Below are 25,865 nucleotides of genomic sequence, written 5' to 3'. Positions count from 1 at the left end.
AAAACGAATTATTTCCACCACTGTTGTTCAAATGAAGCGCGTATCAGACGCTTTTACGACGGCGCCGCATAATCCAACCGACGAGGCCGGTTATAAAGAATAGCGCGGGCAGCAAACCGGCAATCGCCATAAGCCAGCGCCCTATCGCGCCGCCGAATTGGCCTGAATGCAGCGGGAATAAAGACGTCAGCAAGCGGTCGCCGCCGGTGCCGCCCAGCGGATTAACTGTTTCAATCACGGCGCCGTCGCGGATATCGATCAGCAGGCGCAGCGTGCCGGTGCGCTGCCAGTCGTCGGCGCGGCGCAGGCGCACCTGGTAGATGCCGCGCTCGGGCAGGCGGTGCAGCGCCAGCAGCACGGCGCCGTCGCTCAGGTGCTGGGCGGCGATGGCGCGGGCGTCGTTCCAGGAGATGGTGGCCTCGCCCGGCGCCAGGGCCGGCCGGGCGATGCGGCGGTGTTCGGCACTGACCGGCGTCACCCGCCCCACCAGCGCGCGCGTCAGTTCCGGCTGGCCGTTGCAAAAGGCGGTCACGGCCACAACCAGCATCGGGGCGGCCGCCAGCAGGCCGGCCGAGCGGTGCAGGTCGGCCGGCGCGCGCCAGGCGTTGCGGCGCAGGTCGACCCGCAACGCGCGCTTCCAGCCCTGGGCCGGCGCCGGCCAGGCCAGCAGCAGGCCGGCCGCGAGCAGCGCCAGCCAGGCCAGCGCCAGCCAGCCGAGCGCGGCGCGGCCCGGCTTGCCCTGCATCAGCGTGGTGTGCCAGCGCAGCAGGGTCGGCACCAGATGCGGGGCGTCGAAGCCGGGCGCGTCGCGGTCGCGGCTGCCCAGCACGGCGCCGCTGCACGAATCGAGCATGGCCTCGTTGTCGGCCGCGCCGGGCGCCTTGAAGTACAGGCCGTAGCTGGCGCCGGCATGGCTGGGCAGGTAGACCGAGCCGACCCGGGCCTGCGGCCAGCGCCGCCGCAGGCTGGCGATGGCGCCGCCGATGTCGAGCGGCGTGTCGCAGGGCACGAGGTTGTGGACCAGTTGCGGATTGAGTTCGGCGTCCAGTTCGTGCTGGAACACCAGCAGGCTGCCGCTCAGGCCGGCCAGCACGATCAGCAGGCCCAGCGTCAAACCCAGCCACCGGTGCAGCCACCGCACGCCCGGACGGAGGGCCTGGCGCAGGCTGCGCGGCGGCCGCGAGGCGGGGTGGCGGGTGTCGGACATTGGACTCGGCGTCAAAGAAGGACGCCGATTATACAAAAAAATGCCGTCTCGCTCGGCGGGACCTCAGCCGCACAGCGGCCGGTGCTCGATGCCGTCCTTCACCACTTTGCGGATCAGATTGGCCAGGCGGCAAGTCGCCGGGCCGGCCACCTCGGGCCTGGCGACGATCAGCGACAGCGACAGCTTGCGGCGCTGTCCCACCCGCAGCGGCAGCGGCTTGAGCAAGCCCTGCTCCAGCTGGGTCTGTATCTTGTGCTCGGCCAGCCAGCCGAAGCCCAGGCCGTTGCAGATCATCTCCAGCCGCGTGTGCGGGCTGGTGACGGTCCAGCGCTGGTTGCTGCCAAGCCAGCCGTGGTCGCGCGGGTTCAGCGTGCCCGAATCGCGCACCACGATGTGCAGGTTGCGGCTCAGGTCGTCCACCTCCAGCTCGCGGCCCAGCTCGTGCAGCGGGTGGCAGGGATGGGCCACGGCGACGAATTCGATATCCATCAGCAGGTCGCCCAGGAAGCCCGAGGGAATGCGGCTGGCGATGGCGATGTCGACCCGCTGCTCGATCAGCGCATCCTCCGAGCCGGACAGCACGGTCTCCTCCAGGTTGACGCGGGTGTGCCTGGCCCAGGGCTCGAAGTCGCGCAGCACCTGCACCAGCAGCTCGACCGGGAACAGGCTGTCGACCGCGATCGCCACCTGCGGCTCCCAGCCCTCGGCCAGGCTGCTGGCCAGCTGCTCGAGCTGGAAGGCGTCGCCCAGCAGCTCGCGCGCCTTGGCCAGCAGGGCCGCGCCGTTCTGCGTCAGGCGCGCGCGGCGGCCGTCGATCTCCAGCAGCTCCACGCCCAGCTGCTCCTGCAGCTTGGCCACCATGTAGCTGACCGAGGACTGGCTGCGGTGCAGCGCCTCGGCCGCCTGCGCGTAGCCGCCGCATTCGACGATCGCCTGCAAGACCTGCCATTGTTCCAGCGTGCTGCGGGGTATCTTCACTTCGTTTCCATGACAAAGGTGCCGTCCCAGTCGTCGGGCGGCGGGTTGGCCGCCATGTGCAGGCTGCGCTCGATGTACAGCGCGGCCGCGCGGTCGTGCGGGTTGAGCGACAGCACCTCGTCGAACAGCTTGCCGGCGGCGGACCAGTTGCGCTTGCGGTAGCTTTGCAGCGCGTTGCGGAACAGGCCCATGGCTTCGACCAGGTTGGGATAGCTGTCCTCGCTGTGGTAGTCCATCACCTCGTAGATCGACACCGGCCGGGTCTTGCCCTTGACCACCACGATGTCGATCTCGCGCAGGCGGTAGGTGGCGCGCAGCGCGCGGTAGGTGAACTCGCTGATGAGGATGTGGGCGCCGTACTGCTTGCACGCCGATTCCAGCCGCGCCGCCAGGTTCACGCCGTCGCCGATGATGGTGTAGTCCATGCGCTTCTTGGAGCCGATGTTGCCGGACACGACCTGGTCGGTGTTGAGGCCGATGCCGATCTCCACTGGCGGCTTGCCCTCGCGCGCGCGCAGCCCGTTCCAGGCGCGCAGCTCGGTCATCATGGCGATGGCGGTGCGCAGCGCGCGGTCGGCGTCGTCGTCGTGGCCGACCGGGATGCCGAAGGCGGCCATGATGGCGTCGCCGATGAACTTGTCGAGCATGCCCTCCTCGCGCTGGATGCAGTCGACCATCATGGTGAAGTATTCGTTGAGCAGGGTGACCGTGCCCTGCGCGCCCAGCTGCTCGGTGATGGTGGTGAAGCTGCGGATGTCCGAGAACAGCACCGTGGCCGGCACGTTTTTACCGCCCAGCATTTCGGCGCCGTTGGCCACCATCTGGTCGGCGATGCCGGGGTCCATATAGCGCGACATGGTCGAGCGCAGCCGCTTCTCGCTGGAGATGTCCTCGAGCATCAGCATCCAGCCGATGCGCTGCTTCTCCATCGACAGCAGCGGCTGCACGCTGAAGTTGACCGACAGCGTGGCGTCCGCCACCACCAGCTCGGCGTCCATCAGGTGCTCGGCGCTCTGGTGTTCCTCGACCTGGCGCAGCTTGTCCATCACCCAGCTGTTGGCGCCGCCGAAGAATTCCTCGGCCGAGCGGCCCAGGATGGTGGCCGGCCCGGTGCGCAAAATGCGCAGGCCGGCCGCGTTGCAGGTGACGATCTTTTCCTGGCCGTCCAGCGTGATGACGCCGTTCGACATCGACTCCAACATGGCCTCGTTGTAGTTCTTGATCTGCTGGACGTCGGCGAACAGCTTGGCGTTCTCCAGCGCGATCGAGATCTGCGCGGTGAAGGCGCGCAGGCGCGACTCGTCCTCGTGGGTGAACGGGCCGCCGCGCTTGTTGAGCACCTGCGTGACGCCGATGATCTTGCCGGCCTTGTTGACGATGGGCACGCACAGGATGGAGCGCGTGAAGTAGCCGGTGCGCTTGTCGAACGCCGGGTTGAAGCGCAGGTCGGCGTAGGCGTAGGGGATGTTGATGGTCTTGCCGGACGTAAAAACGGCGCCGGCGATGCCGGCCGTGTTGGGCAGGCGGATCTGCAAGGACTCCAGGCCCTGCCCCACTTCCGACCATAGCTCGCCGGTCTTGTCGTCGTTGAGGAACAGGGTCGAGCGCTCGGCGTTGAGCAGGCGCGTGGCCTCGCCCATCACCTTTTGCAGCAGCGAGCCGAGCTTGATGTCGGCCGTGACCTCGGACACCACGTCGATAAATTCCATCTCCTGGCGCCGGATCTTCTTCATGCTTTCCAGGAAGCGCGCGCTTTGCAGCGCCAGCGTGCCCTGGGTGGTGAGCGCCTCCAGCAGCTGCAGGTCGGCGCGGGTGAACTTGCCGCGCCGCTTGTTGAGCGTCTGCGACACGCCGATGATCTCGCCCTTGAAGGTCTTGATCGGCACGCACAGGATGTTGCGCGTGACGAAGCCGGTCTGCTCGTCGATGGAGCGGTTGAAGCGCGGATCGGCGTAGGCGTCGGCGATGTTGAGCGCCTCGCCGGTGGTGAACACGTGGCCGGCGATGCCGGTGTGGTTCAGGAAGCGGATCTCGCGCTGGATGTTGCCCTGCGCGACGCGGGAGAACAGCTCGCCGGTTTCGGCGTCGTTGAGGAACAAGGTGCCGCGCTCGGCGTCGAGCTCCTCGGTGGTGACGTCGATCAGCGCGGTGAGGATTTCGTCGAGCGTGTCGTAGGCCGCCATGCGGCGCGACACTTCCAGCAGCAGCTCGACCTGGCGCAGCCGCTTGCGCTGGGCGCCGGCCGCCGCCTGCGCCGAGGCCGCCTCGCTTTTGGCGGGCGGCTTGGCCGGCACGCTGCGGATGGCGGGCTTGGCACTCATGCGCGCGCCTCCAGCGTGTCGCGCAGGGCGCGGATGGTGTCGTGCAGTTGGGCGACCTCGCCGTGGTGCAGCGTGCTGGCCTGCTGCAGCGCGTCGAGCTTTTCCTGCGTCAGCCGTTCCAGGCTGGCGCGCAGCGCGGCGACGGTGTCGCGCAGCTGGCTGATCTCGCTGTGGGCGAAGGACAAGGCGTCCTGCACCGCGTGCTGGCGCTCCTGGTGGGACAGCTCCAATTCCGAGCGCAGCACGACCACGGTGCGCTGCAGATCGCGCACCTCGGCCAGCGCCAGACGCAGGCTGTCGGCGTCCGGCTGCTCGATCTCGGTAACTTTAGGCTTTTTCAGGGGAGGCCCGCGGCAATTAAGTACACCGCAGAATCATATCACCTCGGAATCACGCCATCAAAAACGCTTTTCGACCGTGATGCGCAACTGGGTTTCGCCGCTGGCCACCGACGTGCGGTTCTGCGTGCCGTTGGCGTCGCTGTACAGGCTTTCCGTGACATAGTCCTGCGCCAGCAGGTTGGACACGGCGATCCGCAGATTGTTCTGGGTGTCGATTTTCCACAACGCGTACACGTCCAGGTCGCGCCGCACGCTGGTGTAGCCGCCCTGCGTGCCGCTCAGGCGCGCCAGGCCGCCGTTGCGGAAGCTGAAGCTGCTGCCGGTGCTGAGCGCGCCGTTCGGACTCTTGTAGTCCACGCCCAGCGTGGCGCTGAGCGGGGTCTGCTGGTCGAGCCGGTTGTCGGGGCCGGGCACGCTGTCCACGCGCGACCAGTTGCGGCTGACGCTGGCGCGCAGGTCCAGCGCCGGCGCGTGCTCGATCAGCGCGCGCACCGGGAACTTGGCCTCCAGCTCGATGCCGCGCGTTTCGGCGCGGCCGTCGTTGATCGCGGTCGAGACCCAGCGCTGGTCCTCGTACAGCAAGCCCTGGTGGGTGTAGTTCTCGATGCGGCGCAGCGAGGCGCTGGCGCTCAGCAGGCCGCCCTCGCCCCAGTAATGCTCGAACGAAGCGTCCAGGCCCAGCGCCAGCTCCGGCTTCAGGTGCGGGTTGCCACGACGGTCGGGCTCGGTAGGGCTGTTGTTGGTCGAGGTGAACTTGCGCGGAATCAGGCTGGCCGTGGACGGCGCCTTGTAGGTGCGGGTCAGCGCAACGCGCAGCTGGTCCTTCTTGTTGGGGAATTTGTACAGGGTCTGCATCAGCGGGCTGAGCACGCTGGAGCGCTGCCGCACGGCGTCGAAGGTGTTGCCGTCGCTGCGCGTGTCCAGGCCCTCCCAGCGCAGGCCGGTGTAGAGCGACCATTGCGGCGTCAGGTTCCATTCGTCCTGGCCGTACAGCGCCAGCCGCGTGACCTTGGCCGAGAAGCCTTCGTCGCTGTTGTCCGGCGTGGCGCCCGGCAGCGCGGCCTCACGCTGCATGCGGGTGTCGTCGCGCTGGGTGACGCCGGCGTCCCAGCCCATGGACAGCGCGTGCTCGGTGGGCGCCTCGCCCTTGCCGTCGGCCGGCGCCACGCCTAAGGTCAGCGGCCGCGAGTACTTGCCCTGGGTGCTGAAGCCCTGCTCGCCGCTGGTCGAGATGACGGTGCGCTCCAGCGTGGCCGGCAGGCCGTGGTTGCCACCGAACTGGAGGGAATCGCTGGTGTTATGGTTGTCGCTGACGCCGGCCTTCAAGTCCAGCTTGGCGCCGCCGTCGAACTTGTGCACCCAGTTCAGGTCGGTGCGGCCGAAGGCGTTGTGGCTGCTGAAGGTGCCGTCGATGCGGTCATAGTCCGGGCCGCGGCCGAGCGCGGTGCTGGTGCGGCCGTGGCTGTTGTTGGCGAAATGGTTCAGGTTGACGAAGGTTTGCGAGGTCAGCGTGTCGCCGTTGTCCAGCGTCCAGTTGATGCGCGGCGATATGTTCAGACCGTCGGCCCGCCCCTGGTCGCCCCAAGTGGTAACGCGGTCCAGATTGGGCTGGCCGCTGGCATCGGTGCCGCTGTCATACGACGGCGACCTGCGGTTATACATGTAGCGCCAGGCGTTGCCGCCGAACGAATAGGAGGTGCCGCCGAGCTTGTCCGACATCTGCAGGCTGAGGGACGGCGAACTGAACTTGCTGCCCTTGGCCTCGCTGAGCTTGACTTCGCGCTGGGCGGACTTCAAGGCCTTCTTCAGCACGATGTTGATGGTGCCCGCGATCGACTGCGTGCTGAACTCGGCGCTGGCGGCGCGCAGGATCTCGATGCGTTCGATCACCTCGGGCGCCAGGCTGTCGATGGCGAAGCCGGCCGGGGCGCGCTCGCCGTTGATCAGGATCTGCGTGTAGCCGCTGCCCAGGCCGCGCATGCGGATCTCGCCGCCGCTGCGGCCGGCCGCGCCGCTGACGGTGATGCCGGGCACGCGCTTGAGCACGTCGTTGACCGAGGTGTCGCCGTATTTCTGGATCTCCTCGCTGGTGACGACGGTCTTGCTGGCGGTGTCGTCGCGGCGCGCGTCGTAGCTGGCGGCCGCGCCCTTGATCTCCACCTTCTGCATCGGCGCCGGCTTGGGCTGCTCGACGGGCGGTGTTTCGGCTTCGGCGCGGGCGGCGCCGGCATACAGGAAGAACACGGCGGCAGCGAGCTGCGTCAGGCGGAATTGGCGGGCGGGCATCATTCTGAGGGGCAAGTTGTAGGATGAGTCCGCGCATTATGCCTTGTTTTAAACAAAATGTTCAGCAATTGGCAAGTTGCGCCGCGTGTTTAGTCCATTTTTCTAAACCGCGCCGGCGGCCGGCGCTATAATGCGCGATCGTTCATTGTATGGATACCCTATCGTGTCTCGTCTTGCTGTCCTGCCGCACTACCTGCTTCCCAAAGGAGCGTTGACCAATTTTGCCGGCCGCGTGGCCGGCGCCAAATGGGGCGGCAAGACAACCTGGCTGATCCGCTGGTTCGTCGGCAAGTACAACGTCAACATGGACGAGGCGCTGGATCCGAACATCGAGAACTACAGCAGCTTCAACGAGTTCTTCACGCGCGCGCTGCGCCCGGACGCCCGCCCGATGGCCGACGCCGGCTTCATCTGCCCGATCGACGGCCGCATCAGCCAGTTCGGCGCAATCAAGGACGACCAAATCTACCAGGCCAAGGGCCACAATTTCACGACCACGGCGCTGGTGGGCGGTGACGCCGAGCTGGCCGCCAAGTTCCAGAACGGCAGCTTCGCCAACCTGTACCTGAGCCCGCGCGACTACCACCGCATCCACATGCCCTGCGACGGCAGGCTGACCCGCATGATCTACGTGCCGGGCGAGCTGTTCTCGGTGAGCCCGGCCGCCGCGCGCGGCATCCCCGGCCTGTTCGCCCGCAACGAGCGCGTGGTGTGCGTGTTCGACACCGCCCATGGCCCGTTCGTGATGACGCTGGTCGGCGCCACCATCGTTGGCAGCATGGCCACCGTGTGGCACGGCGTGGTCAATCCGCCGCGCATGCCGCATGTGTGCGAATGGCAGTACGACGACCAGGACATCGTGCTGAAAAAAGGCGAGGAACTGGGCCGCTTCCTGCTCGGTTCGACCGTCGTGATGCTGTTCCCCAAGGATGTGCTGAGCTTCAATCCGGCCTGGCAGCCGGCCGGCGCAGTCCAGCTGGGCCAGGCGATGGCCACGCTGAAGCAGTAAGCCCCGTCACTCCACTGGCCGGCCGTCCTCGAAGGCGGTCTCCAGCATGTCAAGGAAGACCCTGGTCTTGGCCGGCATCAGCCGGCGGCCGGGGAACACCGCCCAGCCCGTAACGACCGGGAACGACCACTCCGGCAAAACCCGCACCAAGTCCCCACCCTGCAGATATTCGCGCGCGATCAGCTCGGTCGAGGCGGCGATGCCGACGCCGGCCGCCGCCATGCGCACCAGCATTTCCGGCGAATTGGCCATCAGGCGCACCGGCAGTTCGCGCTCCCATTCCACCTTGCCGCGCAAGAGCTTCCAGCGCGTGAGCCCGTTCAGGCGCGGCGGCAGGCTGAGCAGGTCGTGCCGGAACAGGTCGTCGGGGTGCTCGGGCAAGCCGCGCAGCGAGGTGTACAGCGGCGAGGCGTACAGCGCGATCTTGCTCAGCGTGACGCGGCGCGCGGCCAGCGAGGCGTCGTCCGGCAGGTTGCCCATGCGGATGGCCAGGTCGAAATTCTCCGCCACCAGGTCGACCCGGCGCGGCGACAGGTCCAGCTCCAGCGAGATGGCCGGGTACTGGTTCATGAAGCGCGCCATCATGCCGCCCATCGTGAGGTTGGCGAAGTCGGCCGGCATCGACACCCGCAGCAAGCCGCTGGGCGCGCCCTGCCGGTGCTGCGCCAGCGCGGCGGCCATCTCGGTTTCGTCGGCCACCCGCCGCGCGTGCTCCAGCAGGCTGGCGCCGAACTCGGTGAGCACCAGCTTGCGCGTGGTGCGCTGGAGCAGGCGCTCGCCCAGTTGCGCCTCCAGCAGCGATACGCGCCGCGAGACCGTCGATTTGGGCAGCTGCACGCGCTGCGCCGCCAGGCTGAAACTGCCGCATTCCACGATGCGGGCAAACAAAAGCAGGTCGCCAGGGTCGATTTCCATAGGATTGTTCCATCAGTGGACTAATGTTATCCATTTTAACGGCTTCCGGAATGAATTTGAAACGATTAAAGTGACTCCATCGCAGCACAAACCCAATAACAGGAGCAACACCATGAACATCTTGCAAATCAACTCCAGCGCCCGCAGCACCGGTTCCGAATCCACCCGCCTGGCCGACGCCATCGTCGCCAAGGTCCGCGCCGCTAATCCGGCCGCCACGCTGCTGCGCCGCGACCTGGCAAGCGATCCGCATCCGGTGATCGACGAGCCGACGCTGCAAGCCCTGTTCACCCCGGCCGACCAGCGCACCGAAGCCCAGGCCGCCCGCGTGGCGCTGGACGATGCGCTGATCGCCCAGGTCCAGGCGGCCGACGTGATCGTGATCGGCGCGCCGACCTACAACTTCGGCATCACCGCGCAACTGAAAAGCTGGTTCGACGCCATCGCCCGCGCCGGCGTGACCTTCAAGTACGGCCCGACCGGCCCGGTCGGCCTGTTGACCGGCAAAAAAGTGTATGTGGCGCTGGCGCGCGGCGGCCTGCATCGCGACGCGCCGACCGATACGCAACTGGCGCACATCAAGATGTTCCTGAACTTCGTGGGCCTGAGCGATGTGCAGTACGTGTTCGCCGAAGGCCTGGGCATGGGTCCGGAAGCCGTCGCCAAGGCGCAGGCCCAGGCCGAAGCGGAGATCAACGCAGTACTGGTGTAAGACAAGCAAACAAGGAGAATGCCATGACCGGCCAAGTAAGCAGCCCTCGCGGCGTAGAACGCATCATCAGCGGCCAGGCCGTCATGGACGGCGCCGGCGTCAAGATCAACCGCGTGCTGACCCAGCCGCTGCAGCGCCGGCTGGACCCGTTCCTGATGCTGGATAATTTCGGCAGCGACCAGGCCAACGACTACATCGCCGGTTTCCCCAGCCATCCGCACCGGGGCTTCGAGACCGTGACCTATATGCTGGAAGGCCGCATGCGTCACAAGGACAGCGCCGGCAACGAAGGCTTGCTGACCAACGGCGGCGTGCAGTGGATGACGGCCGGTCGTGGCGTGATCCACTCGGAGATGCCGGAGCAGGAAGCGGGCGTGATGGAAGGCTTCCAGCTGTGGCTGAACCTGCCGGCCAAGGACAAGATGCAGGCACCGTGGTATCGCGACTTCAACGGCGCCGACGTGCCGGCCTTTACCACGGCCGACGGCGTGGACGTGAAGGTCATCGCCGGCAGCAGCCACGGCGTGGCCGGCGCGGTGCAGCGCGAGGTGACGGAGCCGGTTTATCTCGATATCCATCTGCCGGCCGGCGCCAGCTTCAGCCAGGCGCTGCCGGAGGGCCACAACGCGTTCATCTTTACCTATCGCGGGGAGGTGAGTGTGGGCGACAAGGTGGTGGCCTCGGGCCGCATGGCGATCCTGGCCAACACGGCGGGCGCGGACGGCGTGACGGTGCATGCGGAGCAGGCAAGCCGCCTGATCCTGGTGGCGGGCCGGCCGCTGAACGAGCCGATCGCGCAGTACGGCCCGTTCGTGATGAACACGCAGGCCGAGATCTTCGCCGCCGTTGAGGATTTCCGCGCCGGCAAGCTGGGCGAGGAAGCCCACGTTTAAGGTTGCACCAGCCGCCGGACAGGCATACTGCCCGGCGGCTGTCTCCCCATCAGTTTCCCGTCTCAGGATAAAATGCCGGGATGATGCCCACTATCCTCAAATGGCTGCGCTACCTGAGCCACGTTCTCGGCTTCGAGACGGCCGAATCCTTCCCGCCCGGCCATCCGTACGAACGGACGCGCTGGAACGGCGCATATTTCGACATCGCCTCCGACGTCAAACCGGACCAGATCGAGAGCCGGCTGTGCGAGGCCATCGGCAATACGCCGCTGGTGTTCGGCTACATCACCAACCCCACTCCGCGCATGCAGCGCGCGCTGCTGGCGATGCTGGAGGAGCGCATGCGCAACAACCGCGGCCGCGCCAGCGAACTGGCGGCGTTGTTGGTGACCGCCTACGACAGTCCGCACATCACCGAAGTGGTCCCCGGCCTGCGCGCCGCCATCGCCGCCACCCGGCACGAGGACATGGGCGAACGCGCGCGCAGCGTGATGGCCTTCCTCGGCTCAATGCAGTCGCCGTTCGACGTGATCGAACTGAATTAAGGGAAACATGGGAGTATGTACATGGGGGTGCTCCTCCCGCGCCCTTCTAGCAAACCTTCGATTTTCTTTTTGATTTTCTTCGATTTTTTCAAGCTTTTCACAATTTCCGAATTTGCCGATCCAGATCGCGGAAAGCCGAAGAAAATAGGGGAGAAAATAGGACGTTTGCTACAACCACCGCGCAGCTCCCCCCCCACCTATCCCCTGCGCGGTTTTCCGATGACGGCCTAGGCGACGGCGCCCGCCGGCGCCGCCGGCCGCGCAAAATTGCCAGGCACGTAGCGGTCGCGCAGCTTCATGAACGGCGTCTCCACCAGCAGATGCAGCAGCCAGCCGGCCAGCAGGCTGGCCGCGCTCATCAGCACGATGGCCTGCCAGCTGTTCGGCCCCCACCCCTCGGCCTGCAGCGGCGCCCGCAACAGCACGCACAGCGTCTTGTGCGTCAGGTAGATCGCGTACGACCACAGCGCGATACTGGCCGCGGCCGGCACGCGCAACCGTTGCAGCAGCGAGCCGGGACTCAGGGCCGCCACCAGCAGCAGCGTGAAACTCAGGCCCAGCAGCGGATAGCCGATCACCGTCATCGGATAGCCGTAATGGTCCTCAAGGAACAGCGACCACGTCAGCGCCAGCAACGCCGCGCCCACCGCCAGCGCCCAGTTGCCGCGCGAGGTAAGCCGAGTCCAGGCGTGCGCGTGATAGTTCTTCACCAGCGCCAGCGCGACGCCGGCCACCAGCTCGTCGAAACGGCACAGCGACGAGTAATAGATCAGCGTGTAGTAGTGAAAACCGCCCTGCTCTTCCGGCCCCACGTATTGCGTCCACAGATGGCTGCGGATCGCCATGCCGGCCAGCAGCGTGCCGACCATGGACAGCCATGCCAGCAGCAAGGGCCTGCGGCAAGCGGCGATGGCCAGCGCCACGGCCGGCAGCAGGAAGTAGAACTGCTCCTCCACGCACAGCGACCACGCATGAGAGAACGCCGTGCCCGGCGTCAGCTGAATATTCTGGGTGAAGGTGAGGAACTTCCACAGCGGCGGCAGCACAGTCGTGCCGCGGAACGCCGGCCACAAGGCATACAGCGCCAGCACGAAGTAAAAATTCGGCAAAGTACGCAGCAGGCGGCGCGCATAGAAGCGCGCCAGCGAAAAGCGCTCGCCGCCGCCGGACTGCCGCGAACGGCGGATGCCGCCCAGGATCTGGTTGCCGATCAAATAGCCGCTGAGGGCGAAGAACAGGTCCACGCCGGCCCAGCCGATCTGGCCGAACCAGCCGAACGTCGGGCTACCGCTGACAAACAGCATGTAATGATTGGTAAACACCAGCACGATGGCCAGCGCTCGCAGGGTGTCGAGGCCGGCGTTGCGGCCCTGGGATATGGGATTCATGTCCGCATCTTAACAAATCAGGGCGAGATCACCATGTTGAGCACGTTGTTGGTCACATTCAGCACCGCTGTGCTGCCAAGCGCGATCGCTACGTTGTGGCTGTGGCCGGAATAATAATCGACCGTGCCGAGCCGGATACTGTCGATCGCCGCGCTCACGCCGTTGCTGATGGTGTAGGCCGACAGCAGCATGTCCGGCGCGGTGACGAACTTCAGCACCAGATCCTGCCCCGTATTGTTGAGAAAAATCGTCTTGGTCGGCTTGACTGTCTTCAGCGACACGGCTTCGGTAAATTGGATGATCTGCATCACAGCACCCGGAACAGGCCTGCCGGATAGCCGTCGTTGGTGCGGGTCAGGTCCACGCTGATGCGCTTGCCGTCGTCGACCGCCAGGCTGGCGGGGGCCAGTTGCTTGAGGCTGAAGCCGACGTAATCGCGCGAACCGTGGTACTCGGGCGACGGCGACAGCCAGCTCAGCGCGGCCAGCCCCCTGAGCAGCATCGTCTCGCAACAGGCGCCCGAGCCGTACACGCCGACCTGGTACTTGGGCTCGCCCGGCCCCGCCGCGCGGAACGCCTGGTTGACGCCCTCGAAATACGCGCTGACCGGGCCGGCGATCGCCTCTTCCGACGGGTTGAAATCCACCGCGAAGTAAATCGCCGAGCCGGACGGCTGGGTGATGACCTGCTGCGCCATCAGATAGGCGGCGGCGCCGTCGGCGCAACCCTGGGCGCGGCTGAAATAGTTCAGGTGATCGCCGCCGGCCTGCCACAGCGCGCCGATCTGAATGCTGGCGTCCGTCAGCGAACGGGCCTCGGCCAGCGACAGACTCTTGCCCGCCTGGTGGCTGTAATAGCGGATCGCGAAATCTATCCCTTGTTGTTTAATTGCAATTGCGTGCTGCGTCAGTTCAAATGGCGCTTTCAGGCCAGTCAGAACAACCATGACATCTCCGATAGAAAGGGGTGTGGTTTCCCCGTGTTAATGTTAATATTTGCAAAAGATGTAGATATGAAACAACTGTAGTCAATCCGCATGGAATTGGCCTTCGGAAAACCTTCCGGCCTCCAAGTCATTGATTACAAATAACTTATCTAAGAACCAAGAAGGTCCGTGTGAATCACAAAAGCTTTCGTTTCGGGCAGTGGCGGGTCGATCCCGCCACCAATACACTCAGCTGCGGCGACCTGAACCGCCAGCTGGAACCGCGTGCCATGGATGTTTTGTTGCATCTGTGCAAGCACCCGCACGTGGTCGTGTCCGCCGAAACCTTGCTCGACGCCTGCTGGGGCGACATCTCCCCCAGCGACAACGCGGTCCATAAAATCATCACCCAGCTGCGCCGGGCGCTGGACGATTCGGCGGTCGAACCGCGCTATATCGAGACCATCCGCAAGCGCGGCTACCGCCTGCTGGCCGAGCTCAGCTACGACGACGACGTCAGCAACGGCAGCTGGCTGCACGCCTCGCCGTTCCGCGGCCTGGAGGCGTTCGAGGAACAGCACGCCGCGATCTTCTTCGGCCGCAAGCTCGGCGTCGACCAGCTGGTGCAGGTGGTGGTCAGCCAGGTGCAGGCCGCGTGCGCGATGGTGCTGGTGCTGGGACCGTCCGGCGCCGGCAAGACCTCGCTGGTGCAGGCCGGCCTGATCCCAGCCCTGAAGGCGGGCGCCGCGCCGGCCGAGTCCGGCCTGGCGATCGCCAGCCATTTGCAGCTCGACTGCGCCGACATGGGCCAGGCCAGCCTGCTCGACACCCTGGCCAGCGTGCTGCTGGATGCCGAGCTGGACGGCAAACTGCTGTTCGAGAACACCAGCGCCGCGGCGCTGGCCCAGCGCATGGCGCAAGACCTGCCGGGACTGATCGCCCAGCTGCAGGCGCGGCTGCCGTCGATCCGGCTGATGCTATTCATCGACCGCTTCGAAGCCATCTTCCGGCTGCCGCACATCGGCGAGCAGGAGCGGGCCGGCTTCATCCACGTGCTCGACCAGCTGGCGCGTTCCGGCTGCATCCTGCTGGTGCTGGCCTGCCGCAACGACTTCTATCCGCACCTGACCGCCTACCCCGCGCTGATGAGCATGAAGCTGCGCGGCGGCCACTTCGACCTGGCCCCGCCCGGCGCGGCCGACATCGCCCAGATCATCCGCCACCCGGTGCAGGTGGCGCAGCTGCGCTACACGGTCGACGCCGACACCGGCGAATCGCTGGACCAGGTACTGATCGACGCCGCCAAGGCCGGCCCGGACACGCTGCCGCTGCTGCAATACTGCCTGCAGGAGCTTTACCGGCTGCGCAGTCCCGAGGGTGAACTGAGCCACGCCAGCTTCCACGCGCTGGGCGGGCTGGAGGGCGCGATCGGCGCGCGCGCGGAGCAAGTCATCTCGGCGCTGGGCAGTGCGCAGATCGCCGCGCTGCCGCATGTGCTGTCGCAACTGGTGCTGGTGGCCGAGGACGAATCGACCGTCACCTCGCGCCGCGTGCCGTGGTCGGCGCTGCGCGACGAGGCCGATCACGGGCTGGTGCAGGCGCTGGTCGACGCCCACCTGTTCGTCAGCGACCTGCACGGCGGCGCGCCGGCGTTCGGCATCGCGCACGAGGCGCTGCTGCGGCGCTGGCCGCGCGTGGTGGCGTGGATCGAGGAACACAGGCAAGCGCTGCAGGTGCGCAGCCGCATCAGCGCGCAAGCCAGGCGCTGGCAGGACAGCGGCCGCGCGCGAGACATGCTGCTGCCGTCGGGCACACAGGCGAACCAGGCGCGCCAGCTACTCAAGACCAGCGGCTTCAGCTTCACGCCGCAGGAGCAGGCGTTCGTGCAGGCCTCACTGCAGGGCGTGCAGCGCGGCGAGCGGCTGCGCCTGACGATCACCATCGTCATGGCAGGCCTGACGCTGCTGGCCGGCGGCCTCGGACTGGTGGCAAAGAATGCCCAATCACTCGCCGAACAACATCGCACCGAAGCCGAGGACTTGATGGGCTACATGCTCGGTGAATTCGTAGATAAATTGCGCCCGCTTGGAAAGCTGGACCTACTCGATAGCGTTAGCAATCGCGCCCTATCCTACCTTTCAGACAAGACCAAGGCGAACGATAGCGAAGCGGCCCTCACGCAACGCGCCAAATCGCTGCAACTGATTTCCGAAGTCAAGATCGCGCGCGCCGATCCAATAGGCGCTAACACTGCGCTACTGGCAGCACGCGACATTCTGCATCAACAATTGCAGACCCGATCTACCGACACTGGCCTGCTGAAAAGCCTCGGTGAAAATGCGTTCTGGCTGGGACAAATTCATTTCGACAGTAAGGAGTGGAACGAAGCGCAGCAATATTTCGACGAGTATCGGGCGCACAGTGACCGACTGGCCGAGATAGCCCCCGCAAGCCCCGACAGTTGGATCGAACAATCCTATGCACACAACAGTCTCGGAACGCTCGCTTTACAACGTAGCGATGTGCGGCGTGCTGCGAACGAATTCGCGCTTTCAGTCGAGTTGAAGACTCGGGCCAGAGAGAAATCGCCTAATGACAAAGCACTAGCCGCCGATCTTGCGGACAGTCTTTCATGGCTGGCAAGCGCACAACTTCAATTAGGTCAGTTGGCCACGGCAGAGTCTCTCTATGCGCGTGAACTGGCACTTTTAGAGGCGCTGCGCGACGCGAATCCGGGCGACAAACTATGGTTGAAAACGTTGGCATCCGCATGGTTGCATCAAGCTGAAGTAAAGCTAGCGGGAGGCGATGTGGCAGCCAGCCACACTTACCTTAACAGCGCTCATGAACTACTACGTACCTTAGTCACCGAAGACCCCAGCAATCGCGCATGGCAACGCGATATGTATATTGCCGAACTAAAAGTACTCGACGTGACAAGCCAACTAATGGCTCAGTCTCAGGCGTTTGAGCTATTGGACAAGCTCCATGACAATCTTGCGGAACTGAGTCGATTGGAGCCCAACAAGGTAAATTTACAAATGCTGGTAGCAGTCACCGAACAACGGAAGGCATCCTTAGAATTGCGTGATGGAAAAGCCGAGCAAGCAGCACGGACCTTAAGACCAGCACTTGAACGCTTACAAAAAATCTATGCAAGCACTCCAGCAGATCAAGTATTACGCAGCAATCTGTTAGATAGCCTACTACTCAAGGCTGAAATTGACTTTGCGCTTCGAGATACAGTAACCGCACGTCACAACTGTGCCGCTGTCAGGGATATTTTGGCGCCATTTATTCAACATAGCACCGACTTCCATGTCCTGGCTCCTTGGGTCAAATCCCATGCCTGCCTCGATGCACACAACGAGGTCACCTCGACCAAGAAACAACTTGAGGCCATAGGCTATCGAGATCCGATTTACTTGCAGTACCTTTCCAACCACCCCTCAAAGAAAGCGACTTCATGACTACGCTCGTACCTCCAATCACCTTCCAAAACATCATGGTTTGGGTTAAGCCAAGAGCCGACCACCCAGGTAAATATGACGTCGTCACCGAGCCGGCGGCACCGCAAATCATCAATGCGGACACCGTCATTAATTATCAGATCGTCGATACAGGAGGCTATCCCATTGTTTTCACGGGTATGTCCGTCAAACCTGAGAACAACGGCCAACTGAGTAAAGCTACAGTCAGCGTCGATGGTCGCCTTCTGACCTTCAGCGATATTAATACGATCAAAATGACGTTAAACATCAACCTGAAGTTTGAAGATAAGGAAGGCATCGAGTTTTCCCACGATCCACAAATCCACAACGACCCTCAAAGCTAAAACAATTTTCACGGCAACCTGCAGCGGCGCGCAATTGGCCGCTGTAAACCATCTTTAATATCGGATACACTGCCGGACGAACCAGACAGGAGCGCGGTATGCCCGATGTCAAAAAATTCCAGTTCAAATCACACCAATACTGCGGACAACATGCCGGCACGCAGCTGATCGTCACCGGCGCGGTGCATGGCAACGAGACCTGCGGCACCAAGGCTATCGCGCGCGTGATGCAGGAGTTGGACAGCGGCGCGCTGACCATCCGAAACGGCTGCGTGACCTTCGTCCCGGTCGCCAATCCGCTAGCCTACGCCAAGGGCGAGCGCTCCGGCGACCGCAACCTGAACCGCAACCTGTTCCCCAATCTGCATCCGCAGGATTTCGAAGACCGCGTGGCCAACTGGCTGTGCCCGCTGCTGGCGCAGCATGATGTGCTGCTCGACCTGCACTCGTTCAACGCCGCCAGCGAACCGTTCGTCATGGTCGGCCCGCGCGACAACGACGGCCCGCTGGAACCGTTCCAGCACGAGCAGCAGGAGCGCGCGATGGCGCGCCGGCTCGGCGTGCGCCGCTTCGTCGATGGCTGGCTACGCACCTACGGCGCCGGCGTGCAGCGCCGCCTGCGCGACGACAGCCAGCTCGAAACCGTGCTGCGCTACGGCATGGGCACCACCGAATACATGCGCAGCACCGGCGGCTACGCGCTCACGCTCGAATGCGGCCAGCACGCCGATCCGCAGGCGCCCGAGGTCGGCTATCGCGCCATCGTCAACACCCTCGCCTTCCTCGGCCTGATCGATGCGCCGTCGCCACCGCCCATCGCCGACGAGGCGATGGAGGCGCTCAGCATGGTCGCGGTCTATGACAAGCAGCATGCCGACGACCGCTTCACGCGCGCCTGGTCCAGCTTTGATCTGGTGCGGCAAGGCGAACAGATCGGCACGCGCGCGGACGGCTCACCGGTGCTGGCCGAGTTCGACGGCCGCATCCTGTTCCCCGACGCGGCGGCCGGCGCCAACAGCGAATGGTATTACCTCACGCGCGCCAATCCCGCCTTCTGATCAGACAGTCGACAGCTTCAGGCCGACGATGCCGCCGATGATCATGGCGATGCAGCCCACGCGCAGCGCGCTGGCCGGCTCGTTGAGCACGACGATGCCGAAGATCACCGTGCCGACGGTGCCGATGCCGGTCCAGATGGCGTAGGCCGTGCCCAGCGGCAGCGTGCGCAGCGCCAGGCCCAGCAAGGCGACGCTGCCGGCCATCGCGCCCAGCGTCAACACGGTCGGCAGCGGCTTGCTGAAGCCGTCGGTGTATTTGAGTCCGACCGCCCATGCCACTTCCAGCAGGCCGGCCAGGATGAGGATAATCCAGGTCATCGCGTGTCTCCAAAATTGGCCGGAACTATAGCATCGGCGCGAAATCTCCGCTGACGGCTTCCCGCCGCGCCCGCCTCGGGCCATAATGCCCTTTCAATAAAAACGAGGAGTACCCATGCATTTACTGGCGCAGATCGTCACCGGACTGGTGGCGCTGATTCATGTCTACATCGTCCTGCTGGAGACCGTGCTGTTCCAGTCGCGCGGGCGCCGCGTGTTCGGGTTGACGCAGGAGAAGGCCGACATCGTCCAGCCGGCCATGTCCAACCAGGGTTGCTACAACGGCTTCCTGGTGGCGGCGCTGGTGGTGGGCTTTGCGCATCCGGATCCGGCGATCGCCTCGGCCTTCACGGTGTTCGGCCTGGCCTGCGTGGCCGTGGCCGGCGTGTGGGGCGGCGTGACGGTCAAGCGTTCCATCCTGCTGATCCAAACCCTGCCGGCCGTGATCGCACTGGCGCTGCACTTCGCCTGAGGCCTAGCTGCCGGTGGTCTTGGCCACCGTCAGGCTCGGCAGCACGATGGTGTCGACCACCACCGGCGCCGGTTCGGTCGGGGCCGGCTTGGAGCCGGTGCCGCGCAAGGCCAGCAGCCAGCCTATGCCGTCGAACCAGAACGGCGATCCCAGCGACGAGGCGAAGGCGGTGATGATCCACCCCATCAACGCGAACGCCAGCGCCGCCATGAAGGCGCCGGCGCCCTTGCCATGCGCGCCGTCGAAACGCGCGGACGGCCAGCCGATCGGCAAGGCCTGCACGGTCTGCAGGTCCTTCCTGGCTTCCACCACCTGGCTCATCGGCGTGGCCGCCGGGGCGCCGGGCGCGGCTGCCACGGGCGGCTTCATGGCGCCGGCGGCGATGGCGTCGGCGCCCTGCTGCGCCAGCGCGGAGGCGGCGGCGTTGTCGCGCCACAGGCGCTGGCTCAGTTGCAGCGCGTCGATGTTCATCGCGCCCGCGTAGAACAGGCCGACGCAGAACAGCACCAGCTGCGAGCGCCGCTTGTACCAGCCGGTGATGCGGTCCATCACCGTGTCGTACCAGATGCGCACGGCGTTCTCCAGCGCCGCCAGGTCGTCCGGCCCCTCGCCCATGATCGCCAGCAGCGTGCGGCTCAAGCCCTCGTTGCCGACGTTGGCCAGCAACAGCGCGGCCGTCTGCCCCTTGCCATACTTGGCCGTCAGCGTGGACACGAAGGCGCGCGCGAAGATCGCCGACGGGATGTAGGACGGCATGCGCCCCTGCTGCGCCATGCCGGTGATCAGCGGATGCGTCATGACGGCGGCCGACAGCGAGTTCGGCCCGAGCTTGGCCAGGTTGAAGCCGCCGTCCAGGCGCAGCAGGCGCTGGATCGACGGCAGGATGCCGCGCAGGCGCGGCTGGCTGGCCGGCTCGTGCAGTATCGTCAGCACGCCGTCCAGCAGCACCTTGGCGCGGGTCTGGAACAGCGAGGCGATCGCTTCGCGGGTGGCGCTGCACAGCAGGCTCGTCGCCAGAAAGGTGTAGGACAGCCCGATGGCCACATCCAGGTAATGACTCGACATACGGCCCTCATTAAACTTCGAACAATGTTCCAATAACATAAATGATTTTCGCGCCGCCAGCACGTTTTTCTTTTATATCGTAAGATGACGATATTGAAATCGGAAAAAGACGATCCATATATCGTTACATGCAAATGGACATAGACGCTATCCACAAAGCCCTCGCCAACCCGATGCGGCGCCAGATCCTGGCGTGGCTGAAGGAGCCCGAGGTGTATTTCGCAGACCAGCAACACCCGCTCAGCCTGGGGGTGTGCGCCGGCCTGATCGACCGGCGCTGCGCCCTGTCGCAGTCGACGGTCTCCGCGCATCTGGCCACGCTGCTCAAGGCGGGGCTGATCACCTCCCACCGCGTGGGGCAGTGGAATTATTTCAAACGCGACGAAGCGACCATCCAGGCCTTCATCGATCAAATGACTTTATAGGAAACTCATCATGGCAAATCTTTTCGACCCGCTCACCATCGGCGACCTCACCCTGAAAAACCGCATCGTCATGGCGCCGCTGACCCGCGCCCGCGCCGTCGGCGGCGCCCGCGTGCCGAACGCGCTGATGGCCAAGTACTATGTGCAGCGCGCCAGCGCCGGCCTGATCCTGAGCGAGGCGACCGCCGTCACGCCGCAGGGCGTGGGCTACGCCGACACGCCGGGCCTGTGGTCGGACGAGCAGGTCGAAGGCTGGAAGCAGGTGACGGCGGCCGTGCACGAGGCCGGCGGCCTGATCTTCGCCCAGCTGTGGCACGTGGGCCGCGTCTCCGACCCGAGCTTCCTGAACGGCGAAGCGCCGGTGTCGGCCAGCGCCATCGCGGCCGAGGGCCACGTCAGCCTGCTGCGTCCGCAGCGCGCCTATCCGGTGCCGCGCGCGCTCGACACCGAAGAGCTGGCCGGCATCGTGGCCGCCTACAAGCTGGGCGCGGAAAACGCCAAGAAGGCCGGCTTCGACGGCGTGGAAATCCACGGCGCCAACGGCTACCTGCTCGACCAGTTCCTGCAGGATAAGACCAACCAGCGCACCGACAACTACGGCGGCTCGATCGAGAACCGCGCGCGCCTGATGCTGGAAGTGACGGACGCCTGCATCGCCGTCTGGGGCGCCGGCCGCGTCGGCATGCACCTGGCGCCGCGCCGCGACGCGCACGACATGGGCGATTCCAATCCGGCCGCCACCTTCGGCTACGTGGCGCGCGAGCTGGGCAAGCGCAAGATCGCCTTCATCTGCGCACGCGAAGCGGTGGGCGAGGACAGCCTGGGCCCGCTGTTGAAGAAGGAATTCGGCGGCGTGTACATCGCCAATGAAAAGATGGACAAGCAGACCGCGCAGCAGGTGCTGGACGCCGGCACGGCCGACGCCATCGCCTTCGGCAAGGCCTTCATCGCCAACCCCGACCTGCCGCGCCGCCTGCAGCTGGACGCGCCGCTGAACGAGTGGAAACCCGAAACCTTCTATGCACCGGCCGAAGAGGGCTACACCGACTATCCGGCGCTGGCCTGACCCGCACGGCCAGGCGGGGTCGAACCCCGGACGGGGTCCGACCCCTAGGTGGCGCGGCAAGCGTATCGCTGAACGCTCAGGGGTTGGACCGCTCCGTGACCGCTAGCGCGGCAACGCGTAGTTCACCGGCACGAATTCATAGCCCTTGCCGTTGACCCGCACATGGCCCAGCGCCGGGAACGACAGGTGCGGCGCGCCGATCAGGTAGCCGTCCTTGGCCGCCGCCGCGAACGCTTCGCGCCGCTCGGCGATGGCCACCTTGCTGTCGGTGTCGAAGGCGATGCCGACACCCGGATGCTCGAACTGCACCGCCTGCACGTGCAGCAAATCCCCCAGCAGGACCAGCTTCTGCCCCGCGCTCTCGACCACGTAGGTGATGTGGCCCGGCGTGTGCCCGCCGTTGAAATACGATTTGATCCCCGGCACCAGCTCGCTGTTGGCGACGATGGGCTGGAACTTGCCGGCCTTGACGTAGGGATTCAAGGACATCATCACGCCCTGGAAATCGTCCCGCTCGTCGCCGGTCGCCTTGTCCAGGTTGCTCTGGCTCAGGTAGTAGTCGGCGTCCAGCTTGCCCGCGCGGACTATCGCGTTGGGAAACACCCGCTGTTCATTGGCCACCAGGCCGCCGACGTGGTCGCCGTGCATGTGGCTGATGTAGATCTCGTCGACCTGCTCCGGCTTGTAGCCCGAGGCCTTGAAGTTGGCCAGCATCTTGCCGCCCGTCGGCCCGAACAGGCTGGCCGCGCCGGCGTCGATCAGCACCAGCTTGCCGCCGGTGTTGATCAGGAAGGCGTTGATCGAGGTTTCCACCGGACTTTTCAGGAACGCGCGGGCCAGCGCGGCGTTGGTCTTGGCGGCCGGCTGCTTGAGCAGCTGGTCGACCGGCAGGTCGATGGTGCCGTCGTTGAGCACGGTGATCTCGAACTCGCCCAGCGTGGTGCGGTAAAAGCCCGGCGCCTGGAACTTGGCCATCGGCGCGGCCGCGTGCGCCATCGAACATGCCGCCGCCAATGCGAGCAGGCCGGCGGAGCGGGTCAAGGTGGTCGTGATCATAGCGTCCCTGTATTTTTGATTATCGAGAAACGCTACGATACCGCAAAATCAACTTTGTTGGTAACCCGGCTAGAAACTGAACGGCATGCGGAACGATAGCTGCACGTCCGGCGTGTCGCGCGTGAGCCCGGCGCCGACGGCGACGTTGATGGTGCGCTTGTCGCTGAGCCGGTACGACACGCCCATCAGCAAGGTGCCCAACTGCGTGCGCACCGAGCCCGGCACCGGCACGCCGTTCTGGCGCGTGCGCGCGATCGAGCTGTGGTCGTAGCCCAGGCTGACCAGCGCCTTGTCGTTGATCGCCAGCCCGATGCCGAAGTTAAACCCCAGCACATCGCCCGGCGCGACCGTGCCCAGCGGCTCCCAGTCGCCGGCCAGCACCTTGCGGCTGACGTTGCTGCGCTTGAAGTTGTACAGATAGCTGACGCTGCCGAACAGGATGGCCGGGTCGCTGGCGTACAGCCAGGTCAGGCTGGGCTGCAGCGCATAAAAGCCCGAGCCGGTGGGCAGCTCCAGCGGCAGGCCGGTGCCGGTGGCGTTGGGTCCGACGCAGCGCTTGCTGCAATCGGTGACCACGCTGAACGGATCGGTGCCGGTGCGCGATTTCACGCGCAGCCCGGCCACGTAGTACGGCTGGTCCGGCGCCCCCTGGTTGAGCTGGTAGCGCAGCGCCAGCTCGGCGTCGCCCACGCCCTTGCCGCTGGTCTCGAACACCTTGTCGACCCCGGTGCCGGTGAACAGCTCGCGGCTGACGGTGGAATCCGACCGGTACACATAGGGCAGCTTGAACTCCAGCTCGGCGCGGTTGCTCAGGCCGTAGCGCAGGCTGACGGCGCCGGTCAGCGTGTTGCGCTTGACCTCGCGCACATCGACCAGGCCAATCAGCAAGGCCGGGATGATGGTGTAGCCGACCAGCACCACCCGGTTGCTCGACGAGTAGCCGAACTGCGCCGACGGCTCCAGCACCAGCTTGCCGCGCGGCGTGAGCACGCCGGGCTGCTCGAACAAGGGCGCCACCGCCGGCGGCTGGGCCGCCCCGCCCTGCGCCTGCGCCGCCGCGCACGCCAACGCCCACAGCGCCACCGCGCCGCCCTGCCATCTCGCACTTCGCATCGCCGCCCTCCTGAGTCGCGTTCATTTCGGTCCCACCGCACCGCTCAGGGCATCGCGCAACAGGGTTTCGAAGTTGGCGGCCTTGAGCAACGCCAGGTTGCTGACGCTGGTGCTGATCGTGGTCTGGCTGCGGATGGCCTGGTCGCTGACGCTGTTCTGGATCAGCAAGGCCCCCAGACCTGGCATGGCCGGCAGCGGATCGACCGCGTTGCCGGCGCCGTTCTGCACCACCACGGCGGCCAGCGCATCGCCGGCCATCTGTGCTTCCGCAGCGCTCAACTTTGTCACATCGGCGATCGCGAAACGACTATTCGCTACAACACTGCCATTGATCGAAACCAAACGTTCGACACCTAGCGACACCAGCAGCCCGCCGCCGAGCTCGTAGCCGCCGCGCGCCTGCTCCAGCCGCGCATCGTCGACCGCGCCCCAGCCGTCGGTCGGGTCCGGCAAATCGCCGGCGTGCGCGGCCGCCCCGCAGGCCAGCAGCAGGCTCAGGATGCTTGTGCGCATGCGCGCCTCCGTTCAGTAGTTGCCGCTGCCGTTCTTGGGCAGCGTGATGTCGGTCAGGCTGGCGCGGCTGATGCCCTCGCCCAGCGGCGCGCGCGGCGCCACGCCCCAGTCCGCCGCCTGGTTGAAGCGCGGCTTGCCCGGCCAGTTGTGGATCACGAACAGCAGCTGGTCCTGCCACAGCGCCTCGAAGTCGGCGCGCCGCACGGCCCGCGTGCCGCCGGCCGGATCGCCCAGCAGCACGCGCCCGTCGTCCAGCCCCTTGATGACGACGAAATGCTCATAACCGTTTTCACGGATGCGCACGATGGCCGGAAACGCCGCCTCGGCCAGCTTGTGCAAGGGTTGCTGGTAGCCGTCGGCGATGAAGCCCAGCGTGGCCAGGTAGCGCTTCATGTCCAGCAGCGAAAAGCCCTCGCGCCGTATCTTCTGCTGGTCGCCCTGCGCGTACATGGCGTCGAACACCTGGCGCTCGCTGACGGGCGTGTCGTAGTGAAAGCTGAGCAGCGTGGCCACCGCCGCCGAGCCGCAACTGAAATCGAACTGCTGGCGCACGGTGGCGCGAAAGCGCGCCTCCTTCAGGCTGGTGACGCGCAGCGCATAGCTGCCGCCCGCCATGCCGGGCAGGTCGGCCGCGCCGGCCTGGCCGCACGCGACGGCGGCCAGAACGATGATGCAGGCAGGCGTGTTCATTGCATCCGCACGTTGATGATGGTGGCGTTCTGGATCAACACATTGGCGCCGGAATTCTGTATCGCCACCGGCAGGCCGGAGGCGTTGCTGAACGAGCCGCTGCTGATGGCGTTGGCGCCGGTGTAGACATTGACCGCCGTGTTGCCGCTGACGGCGCCGTTCAACTGCATGTCGTTGTTGACCGCGTCCGCGCCCGCGCGCTTGCCGGCCAGTTTGGCGGCCGGCACGGCGGCGGCGTCAAAGCCGGCGGGATCGGCCGCCGTGATGACGATGGCGTCCGGCAGCAGCGCCGGCCGGGATGGCGCGTCCGGCTGCGCCGGCGGTGGAATCAGTGGCGCGATCGCCGGCGCAGCAGCAGCAACCTGCCCGGCCAGCGCCAGCGCGCCGCATAAACTCAAGACTGGTATTCGCATACCGTACCCCCTGTGGATGGCGGGACGCGCCGCGCCGCAACGGCGCGCGCATCCCGCGACTGCCTTACTTGCCAACCGACAGATTGGCCTGGACGTTGACGCTCTGCTGCACCAGCGAGGCGATGCCGCTGTTCTGCGCCGTGACCATGATGCCTGCGGCCGACTGGCCGACGTTGCTCATGGTGTTGGACATGTTGAACGTGCCCGCCGTCACCGACACATCGCCGCCGGCGCCGCCAGTGCCGCCGGCCGCCGCACCGCCAGTGGCCGCGCCGCCGGTCGTGGTGCCGCCGCTGCCGCCCGCGCCGGCGGTGTTGCCGC

Annotated in this window: 27 protein-coding genes and 1 pseudogene; 11 read left to right on the top strand and 17 right to left on the bottom strand. The window is 65.7% G+C overall.

Going from position 1 to position 25,865, the window contains the following annotated elements; all coding sequences use genetic code 11:
• Positions 1–43: 43 nt before the first annotated feature.
• From AC07WS_RS26275 to AC07WS_RS26255, 5 genes are all read right to left on the bottom strand, one after another.
• On the bottom strand, positions 44–1,207 hold the full coding sequence (locus tag AC07WS_RS26275) for a PepSY-associated TM helix domain-containing protein (protein WP_494731900.1): 1,164 nt from the start codon (positions 1,205–1,207) through the stop codon (positions 44–46).
• A gap of 63 nt (positions 1,208–1,270) precedes the next feature.
• Positions 1,271–2,185, bottom strand: a complete 915-nt coding sequence (locus AC07WS_RS26270) for a LysR family transcriptional regulator (protein WP_494731899.1) — start codon at positions 2,183–2,185, stop codon at positions 1,271–1,273.
• Positions 2,182–4,506, bottom strand: coding sequence for a GAF domain-containing protein (locus tag AC07WS_RS26265; RefSeq protein ID WP_494731898.1), 2,325 nt, complete (start codon positions 4,504–4,506; stop codon positions 2,182–2,184). Before AC07WS_RS26265 ends, AC07WS_RS26270 begins: the two co-directional genes overlap by 4 nt.
• Positions 4,503–4,778, bottom strand: a complete 276-nt coding sequence (locus AC07WS_RS26260; RefSeq protein ID WP_494731897.1) for a hypothetical protein — start codon at positions 4,776–4,778, stop codon at positions 4,503–4,505. The genes AC07WS_RS26265 and AC07WS_RS26260 overlap by 4 nt, the downstream gene beginning before the upstream one ends.
• 126 nt (positions 4,779–4,904) lie before the next feature.
• Positions 4,905–7,133 carry a TonB-dependent receptor plug domain-containing protein gene (locus AC07WS_RS26255; RefSeq protein WP_494731896.1) on the bottom strand — a complete coding sequence of 743 codons (2,229 nt, stop codon included), beginning with the start codon at positions 7,131–7,133 and terminating at the stop codon, positions 4,905–4,907.
• Between the two features lie 160 nt (positions 7,134–7,293).
• On the opposite strand from AC07WS_RS26255, the gene asd reads away from it, so the two are divergent.
• Positions 7,294–8,142 carry an archaetidylserine decarboxylase gene (asd, locus tag AC07WS_RS26250; protein WP_494732035.1) on the top strand — a complete coding sequence of 283 codons (849 nt, stop codon included), beginning with the start codon at positions 7,294–7,296 and terminating at the stop codon, positions 8,140–8,142.
• Between the two features lie 6 nt (positions 8,143–8,148).
• On the opposite strand, the gene AC07WS_RS26245 is transcribed toward asd, so the two are convergent.
• Positions 8,149–9,057, bottom strand: coding sequence for a LysR family transcriptional regulator (locus tag AC07WS_RS26245; protein WP_494731895.1), 909 nt, complete (start codon positions 9,055–9,057; stop codon positions 8,149–8,151).
• 112 nt (positions 9,058–9,169) lie between these two features.
• Here AC07WS_RS26245 and AC07WS_RS26240 point away from each other — a divergent pair, with 112 nt between their 5' ends.
• The 4 genes from AC07WS_RS26240 (at position 9,170) to AC07WS_RS26225 (ending at position 11,438) form a co-directional block, all read left to right on the top strand.
• Complete coding sequence (locus AC07WS_RS26240; protein ID WP_494731894.1) at positions 9,170–9,769, top strand: FMN-dependent NADH-azoreductase; 600 nt, start codon at positions 9,170–9,172, stop codon at positions 9,767–9,769.
• A 23-nt stretch (positions 9,770–9,792) separates the two neighbouring features.
• On the top strand, positions 9,793–10,662 hold the full coding sequence (locus tag AC07WS_RS26235) for a pirin family protein (RefSeq protein ID WP_494731893.1): 870 nt from the start codon (positions 9,793–9,795) through the stop codon (positions 10,660–10,662).
• A gap of 80 nt (positions 10,663–10,742) precedes the next feature.
• Positions 10,743–11,207 carry a hypothetical protein gene (locus AC07WS_RS26230; RefSeq protein ID WP_494731892.1) on the top strand — a complete coding sequence of 155 codons (465 nt, stop codon included), beginning with the start codon at positions 10,743–10,745 and terminating at the stop codon, positions 11,205–11,207.
• A 21-nt stretch (positions 11,208–11,228) separates the two neighbouring features.
• Entirely contained in the window at positions 11,229–11,438 is a 210-nt protein-coding gene (locus tag AC07WS_RS26225) for a hypothetical protein (protein WP_494731891.1), read from the top strand.
• Here the strand turns inward: AC07WS_RS26225 and AC07WS_RS26220 are convergent.
• Genes AC07WS_RS26220 through AC07WS_RS26210 form a run of 3 tightly spaced genes read right to left on the bottom strand, consistent with a single transcriptional unit; the run spans position 11,435 to position 13,541 of the window.
• The gene (locus AC07WS_RS26220; RefSeq protein ID WP_494731890.1) at positions 11,435–12,595 is read right to left on the bottom strand and encodes an acyltransferase family protein; all 1,161 of its coding nucleotides are present in this window, start codon (positions 12,593–12,595) and stop codon (positions 11,435–11,437) included. The genes AC07WS_RS26225 and AC07WS_RS26220 overlap by 4 nt on opposite strands.
• Before the next feature lie 17 nt (positions 12,596–12,612).
• On the bottom strand, positions 12,613–12,903 hold the full coding sequence (locus AC07WS_RS26215) for a hypothetical protein (protein ID WP_494731889.1): 291 nt from the start codon (positions 12,901–12,903) through the stop codon (positions 12,613–12,615).
• Entirely contained in the window at positions 12,903–13,541 is a 639-nt protein-coding gene (locus tag AC07WS_RS26210; protein WP_494731888.1) for a DUF1906 domain-containing protein, read from the bottom strand. The genes AC07WS_RS26215 and AC07WS_RS26210 overlap by 1 nt, the downstream gene beginning before the upstream one ends.
• Positions 13,542–13,711: 170 nt before the next feature.
• Here AC07WS_RS26210 and AC07WS_RS26205 point away from each other — a divergent pair, with 170 nt between their 5' ends.
• The 3 genes from AC07WS_RS26205 to AC07WS_RS26195 all read left to right on the top strand — a co-directional run bounded on the left by AC07WS_RS26205 (position 13,712) and on the right by AC07WS_RS26195 (position 18,413).
• Positions 13,712–16,990, top strand: coding sequence for an nSTAND1 domain-containing NTPase (locus AC07WS_RS26205; RefSeq protein WP_494731887.1), 3,279 nt, complete (start codon positions 13,712–13,714; stop codon positions 16,988–16,990).
• On the top strand, positions 16,987–17,355 hold the full coding sequence (locus AC07WS_RS26200) for a DP-EP family protein (protein ID WP_494731886.1): 369 nt from the start codon (positions 16,987–16,989) through the stop codon (positions 17,353–17,355). Before AC07WS_RS26205 ends, AC07WS_RS26200 begins: the two co-directional genes overlap by 4 nt.
• Positions 17,356–17,453: 98 nt before the next feature.
• Entirely contained in the window at positions 17,454–18,413 is a 960-nt protein-coding gene (locus AC07WS_RS26195) for a M14 family metallopeptidase (protein WP_494731885.1), read from the top strand.
• Here the strand turns inward: AC07WS_RS26195 and sugE are convergent, their stop codons facing one another.
• Positions 18,414–18,731 (bottom strand): quaternary ammonium compound efflux SMR transporter SugE, encoded by a 318-nt coding sequence (gene sugE / locus AC07WS_RS26190; RefSeq protein WP_116989972.1) that lies wholly within the window; start codon positions 18,729–18,731, stop codon positions 18,414–18,416. It abuts the gene before it with no gap.
• Between the two features lie 115 nt (positions 18,732–18,846).
• On the opposite strand from sugE, the gene AC07WS_RS26185 reads away from it, so the two are divergent.
• Positions 18,847–19,203: a DUF1304 domain-containing protein gene (locus tag AC07WS_RS26185; RefSeq protein WP_494731884.1), complete on the top strand. Its 357-nt coding sequence runs from the start codon at positions 18,847–18,849 to the stop codon at positions 19,201–19,203.
• Between the two features lie 3 nt (positions 19,204–19,206).
• Here AC07WS_RS26185 and AC07WS_RS26180 read toward each other — a convergent pair whose 3' ends face one another.
• Positions 19,207–20,268 carry a hypothetical protein gene (locus tag AC07WS_RS26180; RefSeq protein WP_494731883.1) on the bottom strand — a complete coding sequence of 354 codons (1,062 nt, stop codon included), beginning with the start codon at positions 20,266–20,268 and terminating at the stop codon, positions 19,207–19,209.
• A 128-nt stretch (positions 20,269–20,396) separates the two neighbouring features.
• Between AC07WS_RS26180 and AC07WS_RS26175 the strand changes: the two genes are divergently transcribed.
• Both AC07WS_RS26175 and AC07WS_RS26170 read left to right on the top strand, forming a co-directional pair.
• Entirely contained in the window at positions 20,397–20,693 is a 297-nt protein-coding gene (locus AC07WS_RS26175) for an ArsR/SmtB family transcription factor (protein ID WP_492928549.1), read from the top strand.
• A gap of 10 nt (positions 20,694–20,703) precedes the next feature.
• Positions 20,704–21,759, top strand: coding sequence for an alkene reductase (locus AC07WS_RS26170; protein ID WP_494731882.1), 1,056 nt, complete (start codon positions 20,704–20,706; stop codon positions 21,757–21,759).
• A gap of 102 nt (positions 21,760–21,861) precedes the next feature.
• Here the strand turns inward: AC07WS_RS26170 and AC07WS_RS26165 are convergent, their stop codons facing one another.
• From AC07WS_RS26165 to AC07WS_RS26140, 6 genes and pseudogenes are all read right to left on the bottom strand, one after another.
• On the bottom strand, positions 21,862–22,815 hold the full coding sequence (locus AC07WS_RS26165; RefSeq protein ID WP_494731881.1) for an MBL fold metallo-hydrolase: 954 nt from the start codon (positions 22,813–22,815) through the stop codon (positions 21,862–21,864).
• A 69-nt stretch (positions 22,816–22,884) separates the two neighbouring features.
• Positions 22,885–23,928 carry an acetate kinase gene (locus AC07WS_RS26160; RefSeq protein ID WP_494731880.1) on the bottom strand — a complete coding sequence of 348 codons (1,044 nt, stop codon included), beginning with the start codon at positions 23,926–23,928 and terminating at the stop codon, positions 22,885–22,887.
• Positions 23,929–23,949: 21 nt separating this feature from the next.
• Positions 23,950–24,441, bottom strand: coding sequence for a hypothetical protein (locus AC07WS_RS26155; protein WP_494731879.1), 492 nt, complete (start codon positions 24,439–24,441; stop codon positions 23,950–23,952).
• A 12-nt stretch (positions 24,442–24,453) separates the two neighbouring features.
• Positions 24,454–25,131, bottom strand: coding sequence for a C39 family peptidase (locus AC07WS_RS26150; protein ID WP_494731878.1), 678 nt, complete (start codon positions 25,129–25,131; stop codon positions 24,454–24,456).
• Positions 25,128–25,544 (bottom strand): hypothetical protein, encoded by a 417-nt coding sequence (locus AC07WS_RS26145; RefSeq protein WP_494731877.1) that lies wholly within the window; start codon positions 25,542–25,544, stop codon positions 25,128–25,130. Before AC07WS_RS26145 ends, AC07WS_RS26150 begins: the two co-directional genes overlap by 4 nt.
• A gap of 64 nt (positions 25,545–25,608) precedes the next feature.
• Positions 25,609–25,865 (bottom strand): annotated as a pseudogene (locus AC07WS_RS26140) (hypothetical protein); the annotation flags it as partial.

This window comes from Duganella sp. GW821-FHT01E12, from assembly GCF_059422325.1.
Note: the sequence above shows the minus strand (reverse complement) of the source record. Positions and strands in the feature narration are given on the sequence as shown.

What these genes read in the sequence shown, in the direction of transcription:
- AC07WS_RS26200 (WP_494731886.1), top strand. Translation starts at nt 16,987, where the DNA reads ATGACTACGCTCGTACCTCCAATCACCTTCCAAAACATCATGGTTTGG.
- AC07WS_RS26235 (WP_494731893.1), top strand. Translation starts at nt 9,793, where the DNA reads ATGACCGGCCAAGTAAGCAGCCCTCGCGGCGTAGAACGCATCATCAGC.
- AC07WS_RS26145 (WP_494731877.1), bottom strand. Translation starts at nt 25,544, where the DNA reads ATGCGAATACCAGTCTTGAGTTTATGCGGCGCGCTGGCGCTGGCCGGG.
- AC07WS_RS26160 (WP_494731880.1), bottom strand. Translation starts at nt 23,928, where the DNA reads ATGCGAAGTGCGAGATGGCAGGGCGGCGCGGTGGCGCTGTGGGCGTTG.
- AC07WS_RS26220 (WP_494731890.1), bottom strand. Translation starts at nt 12,595, where the DNA reads ATGAATCCCATATCCCAGGGCCGCAACGCCGGCCTCGACACCCTGCGA.
- AC07WS_RS26215 (WP_494731889.1), bottom strand. Translation starts at nt 12,903, where the DNA reads ATGCAGATCATCCAATTTACCGAAGCCGTGTCGCTGAAGACAGTCAAG.
- AC07WS_RS26175 (WP_492928549.1), top strand. Translation starts at nt 20,397, where the DNA reads ATGCAAATGGACATAGACGCTATCCACAAAGCCCTCGCCAACCCGATG.
- AC07WS_RS26210 (WP_494731888.1), bottom strand. Translation starts at nt 13,541, where the DNA reads ATGGTTGTTCTGACTGGCCTGAAAGCGCCATTTGAACTGACGCAGCAC.
- AC07WS_RS26185 (WP_494731884.1), top strand. Translation starts at nt 18,847, where the DNA reads ATGCATTTACTGGCGCAGATCGTCACCGGACTGGTGGCGCTGATTCAT.
- AC07WS_RS26165 (WP_494731881.1), bottom strand. Translation starts at nt 22,815, where the DNA reads ATGATCACGACCACCTTGACCCGCTCCGCCGGCCTGCTCGCATTGGCG.
- AC07WS_RS26255 (WP_494731896.1), bottom strand. Translation starts at nt 7,133, where the DNA reads ATGCCCGCCCGCCAATTCCGCCTGACGCAGCTCGCTGCCGCCGTGTTC.
- AC07WS_RS26240 (WP_494731894.1), top strand. Translation starts at nt 9,170, where the DNA reads ATGAACATCTTGCAAATCAACTCCAGCGCCCGCAGCACCGGTTCCGAA.
- AC07WS_RS26195 (WP_494731885.1), top strand. Translation starts at nt 17,454, where the DNA reads ATGCCCGATGTCAAAAAATTCCAGTTCAAATCACACCAATACTGCGGA.
- AC07WS_RS26155 (WP_494731879.1), bottom strand. Translation starts at nt 24,441, where the DNA reads ATGCGCACAAGCATCCTGAGCCTGCTGCTGGCCTGCGGGGCGGCCGCG.
- AC07WS_RS26275 (WP_494731900.1), bottom strand. Translation starts at nt 1,207, where the DNA reads ATGTCCGACACCCGCCACCCCGCCTCGCGGCCGCCGCGCAGCCTGCGC.
- AC07WS_RS26230 (WP_494731892.1), top strand. Translation starts at nt 10,743, where the DNA reads ATGATGCCCACTATCCTCAAATGGCTGCGCTACCTGAGCCACGTTCTC.
- AC07WS_RS26180 (WP_494731883.1), bottom strand. Translation starts at nt 20,268, where the DNA reads ATGTCGAGTCATTACCTGGATGTGGCCATCGGGCTGTCCTACACCTTT.
- AC07WS_RS26225 (WP_494731891.1), top strand. Translation starts at nt 11,229, where the DNA reads ATGGGGGTGCTCCTCCCGCGCCCTTCTAGCAAACCTTCGATTTTCTTT.
- AC07WS_RS26265 (WP_494731898.1), bottom strand. Translation starts at nt 4,506, where the DNA reads ATGAGTGCCAAGCCCGCCATCCGCAGCGTGCCGGCCAAGCCGCCCGCC.
- AC07WS_RS26170 (WP_494731882.1), top strand. Translation starts at nt 20,704, where the DNA reads ATGGCAAATCTTTTCGACCCGCTCACCATCGGCGACCTCACCCTGAAA.
- AC07WS_RS26245 (WP_494731895.1), bottom strand. Translation starts at nt 9,057, where the DNA reads ATGGAAATCGACCCTGGCGACCTGCTTTTGTTTGCCCGCATCGTGGAA.
- sugE (WP_116989972.1), bottom strand. Translation starts at nt 18,731, where the DNA reads ATGACCTGGATTATCCTCATCCTGGCCGGCCTGCTGGAAGTGGCATGG.
- AC07WS_RS26150 (WP_494731878.1), bottom strand. Translation starts at nt 25,131, where the DNA reads ATGAACACGCCTGCCTGCATCATCGTTCTGGCCGCCGTCGCGTGCGGC.